The organism is Hydrogenophaga sp., assembly GCF_041633695.1.
Lineage (GTDB): Bacteria > Pseudomonadota > Gammaproteobacteria > Burkholderiales > Burkholderiaceae_C > Hydrogenophaga.
In genome coordinates, this window is record NZ_JBFJMY010000378.1 from 1 (window position 1) to 4054 (window position 4054).

General features: G+C 58.0%; 5 protein-coding genes. 2 read left to right on the forward strand and 3 right to left on the reverse strand.

Features of this window, described 5'->3' with window-relative positions:
• The coding region (locus tag ABYB95_RS18405; RefSeq protein WP_372660150.1) for a 3-oxoacid CoA-transferase subunit A at positions 1-618 on the reverse strand (618 nt) is incomplete at its 3' end.
• A gap of 104 nt (positions 619-722) precedes the next feature.
• Here ABYB95_RS18405 and ABYB95_RS18410 point away from each other — a divergent pair.
• On the forward strand, positions 723-1538 hold the full coding sequence (locus tag ABYB95_RS18410) for an IclR family transcriptional regulator (protein ID WP_372660152.1): 816 nt from the start codon (positions 723-725) through the stop codon (positions 1536-1538).
• Between the two features lie 38 nt (positions 1539-1576).
• The gene (locus ABYB95_RS18415; RefSeq protein ID WP_372660154.1) at positions 1577-2011 is read left to right on the forward strand and encodes a DUF1841 family protein; all 435 of its coding nucleotides are present in this window, start codon (positions 1577-1579) and stop codon (positions 2009-2011) included.
• A 211-nt stretch (positions 2012-2222) separates the two neighbouring features.
• On the opposite strand, the gene ABYB95_RS18420 is transcribed toward ABYB95_RS18415, so the two are convergent.
• Both ABYB95_RS18420 and ABYB95_RS18425 read right to left on the reverse strand, forming a co-directional pair.
• The gene (locus ABYB95_RS18420) at positions 2223-2741 is read right to left on the reverse strand and encodes a shikimate kinase (protein ID WP_372660158.1); all 519 of its coding nucleotides are present in this window, start codon (positions 2739-2741) and stop codon (positions 2223-2225) included.
• 21 nt (positions 2742-2762) lie between these two features.
• Positions 2763-4054, reverse strand: a 1292-nt coding sequence (locus ABYB95_RS18425) for a type IV pilus secretin PilQ (RefSeq protein WP_372660156.1), incomplete at its 5' end; no start/stop codon positions are given.

Genomic DNA, 4054 nt, shown 5'->3' on the forward strand with positions numbered 1-4054 from the left:
CACGTGCTCGGGGTCCAGCTCGCCGAGTTCCACCAACTCGTGCACGCTGGCCACTGTGTGCTTGGCCGCAGTGGCCATGACCGGCCCGAAATTGCGCGCTGCTTTGCGATAAGTCAGATTGCCCCAGCGGTCACCGCGCTCGGCCTTGATCAAAGCCAGGTCGCCAAAAATCGGCATTTCGAGCACATAGTGTTTGCCACCAATTTCCCTCGTCTCTTTCCCTTTGGCCAACTCGGTGCCGAAACCCGTGGGCGAGAAAAATGCGCCAATGCCCGCACCTGCCGCGCGCAAGCGCTCGGCCAGGTTGCCTTGCGGCACCAGTTCCAACTCCAGCCGGCCGCTGCGGTACAAGGCGTCGAACACCTGGCTATCGGCCTGGCGCGGAAAGCTGCAAACGATCTTGCGCACCCGCCCAGCCTTGAGCAAAGCGGCCAACCCGGTTTCGCCATTGCCGGCGTTGTTGTTGACCACCGTCAGTTCTTTGGCACCCTGGTCGAGCAAGGCCTCGATCAGCTCGTTCGGAATCCCCGCGGTGCCGAAACCGCCGATGAGCACGGTGGCGCCGTCCTGCAAACCCGCCAGCGCCTCGTGCGCCGACGCCGCAATTTTGTTGATCATGAACCGGTCTCCGTGATGTCCGTTTTGGCTTGAAAGGCACACGTCAAAATGTTCGCATATAGAACAAATGTTCGTATAATGAATTTTAGGAGATTTCGCACACCATGGCAATCACAACGCCCAACGCCACACCCAATGGCCAGCCCGTGCCCAGGCCGGGCGACAGCTACGTCCAGTCGTTTGCGCGCGGACTGGAAGTCATACGCTCCTTCAGTGCCAGCGCCCCACAACAAACGCTGAGCGAAGTGGCGGCCCGCAGCGGCCTGACCCGCGCGGGCGCGCGGCGCATCTTGCTCACACTGCAAACCCTGGGTTACGTGGAGAGCGATGGCAAATATTTCTCGCTCACCCCCCGCATCCTCGACCTGGGTTTTGCCTACCTCTCGTCCATGCCGATCTGGAACCTGGCCGAGCCGGTCATGGAACGCCTGTCACAAACCGTGGGGGAATCCTGTTCGGCGGCGGTGCTGGAAGGCAGCGACATCGTCTACGTGTTGCGCGTGTCCACGCACAAGATCATGAGCATCGCGCTGGGCGTGGGCTCGCGGCTGCCCGCCTATTGCACATCGATGGGCCGCGTATTGCTGGCCGCCCTGCCCGAAGAACAAATGCTGGCGCACCTGCTGGCCAGTCAACCCAGGGCGCTGACCCGGCACACCCTCACGGATGTCGACGCCCTGCAGCAAAAGGTGGCGCAAACACGCAAACAAGGCTGGTGCCTCGTGAACCAGGAACTGGAAGAAGGCCTGGTCTCCATGGCCGCACCGATCCGCGATCGCCAGGGTCGCACGGTGGCGGCCCTGAACATCAGCGGCCAGGCCAACCGCACCAGCGCCAAGCTCATGCAAGACAGCATGCTACCCGCTCTGCTGGCAGCTGCACAAGACATCTCGCAGCTGCTCAGCGCCCAACGGCGTTGAAGTCCTTGCGGGCATTCGACCCATGCTAGGCTTGCCCCATGTTCACGCCTTCGCAAGCCGATGTTCGGCAATTTTTCTGTTCGGTCTACGCCAAGTCGCGCTCAGGTCAGGCGCAAGAAGCGATTGAAGTGCTGGCCGCGCACTGGATCGAAGAGCACCCCGAATACCACGCCGACCTCGCCGACAGCGCCGCTGCGCTCGAGAAGATGTACGACACGCAGACCGGGCAGACCAACCCCTTTCTGCACCTCTCCATGCACTTGTCGATCAGCGAACAATGCAGCATCGACCAACCACCCGGCATCCGCCAAGCGGTTGAACTGCTCGTGGCCCGGCGTGGCGATCTGCACGCCGCCCACCACGAAGTGATGGAGTGCCTGGGCAACATGCTCTGGGAAAGCCAGCGCGCCGGTCGCCCACCCGATGGGCAAGCCTACATCGACCAGGTTCGCCGACGCGCCACGCGTGACTGACGGCGGCTGGCCTGGACGCATACAACGCGAGGAGCTTGCCGGATCCAAAACAGGCCGCGCCCAGCAACCCACTTCCACGTCGACTGAGCGGCATCACCCGGCAATCGAACGCAGCGCAAGGACCACAATCGAGAGTGAGAAGGTCCTGCGGAATAACCAAGAGCTGCCTTGGTTCGAGGGCGTAAACAGCACGTGGGTCGGCAAGCGTAGGCTACGCGGCCGGCTCCGCACCACTCAGACTCGTCAACTCCAACTGCATCACAATCATATTGACCAGTTTTGACACCGATGGTCGCCCGGTCTCCACAACAAAATGTGCTGTTCCGCGGTACAGAGGGTCTCGCTCCGCATACATGTCTTGCAACCGCGTCAACGGGTCCTCCACCTGCAACAGAGGCCTGCTGCGGTCATACCGTAGCCGCCTGAATATCTCTTCAGGCATAGACCGCAGGTAGATAACCTGCGTGCGCTCACGCAACCTCGTTCGATTATCGGCACGGAGCACCGCCCCGCCACCGGTCGATATCACGCACACCGGCGACTGCGACAGTTCGTCTAGCACCCGCTCTTCGACATCTCGAAACGCTTGCTCACCTTGGGAGCTGAAGAAATCGGTGATTGAGCACCCCACTCGCTGCTCAATAACGCCATCCGAATCAACAAAGGGCAGGTTCAGCCGCCGAGCAAGATGCCGCCCGACGGTCGACTTGCCCGAACCGGGCAAACCGATCAAACAGCAACTGCGATTCAATCAGTTTCCCGCCGAACGCCCCATCACACGCGGCGTGATGAAAATCAGCATTTCGGATTTATTGGATACCGTAGATCTTGTTTTAAACAAATTACCGACACCTGGAAGATCTCCGAAAAATGGGACCTTATTGACATCAGTCCGATCAATTTGCTCAAAAATTCCGCCAATTACAACAGTCCCACCACTTTCAACCAACACCTGGGTTTGCACGTGCTTGGTATTGATCGCAATACCATCATTGGTGGTTTCCCCTCTGCTATCCTTGTTGATATCAAGATCAAGAATGATGCTGCCCTCAGGAGTAATTTGCGGTGTCACTTCGAGCTTCAAATTCGCTTTTCTGAACGCGATGGCCGTTGCGCCACTCGAAGTCGCAGTTTGGTAAGGAAATTCCGTACCCTGCTCAATCAACGCTTTCACCTGATCAGCGGTAACCACTCGAGGACTTGAAACGATGCGTCCCTTACCATCGGCCTCCAACGCAGAGATCTCAAGGCTGAGAAATCGCGTCGCACTTGGATTGAACAAGGACAGGGCAAAGCTAGCGGCCTGTCCGTTGCTAGGGTTGGCCGGCAGATTCACAAAAGGTGTGGAAGACCCGACCACAGATCCCGGACTCACGGCGGAGTAAGTCGATCCAAAATTTCCCTGCAATTGGCTGCCATTTACAGAGGCCACGTTGACACCAGAAAGCCCCCCCCCCAGGCGAACTCCCAATGATTTTCCAAACGTATCATCGGCCTCAACAATGCGTGCCTCAATCATCACCTGGCGAATAGGAATATCCAACTTCCCGATCAAAGCCTGGACTTGCTCTAGTTTGGATGGCACATCGGTGACAAACAGCTGATTGGTTCTTGGTTCAGCAATCACACTACCGCGGACCGACAAAATTCTGGCATTGCTACTGGCTCCTGATCCAGCCGAAGTAAGTTGAGTAGCAATATCTGATGCCTTCGCATAATTCATCTGAAACCCTTGGGTTCGCAGGGTTTCAAGACTTTCGAGCGAAGCCTTGGATTCAAGCTCCTGTTTCTCACGCGCCGTAATTTCATCCTTGGGGGCAATCCACAATACGTTGCCAGATTTCCGCATGCCCAGACCCTTGGCCTGCAAGATGATGTCCAGCGCCTGATCCCAAGGAACGTCCTTGAGACGAAGCGTCACCGCACCACTGACCGAATCGGATGTGACCACGTTGAAGTTGGTGAAATCTGCGATCACCTGAAGCAGCGAGCGAACCTCAATGTTCTGGAAGTTCAGCGACAGTTTTTCGCCACTGTAGCCTG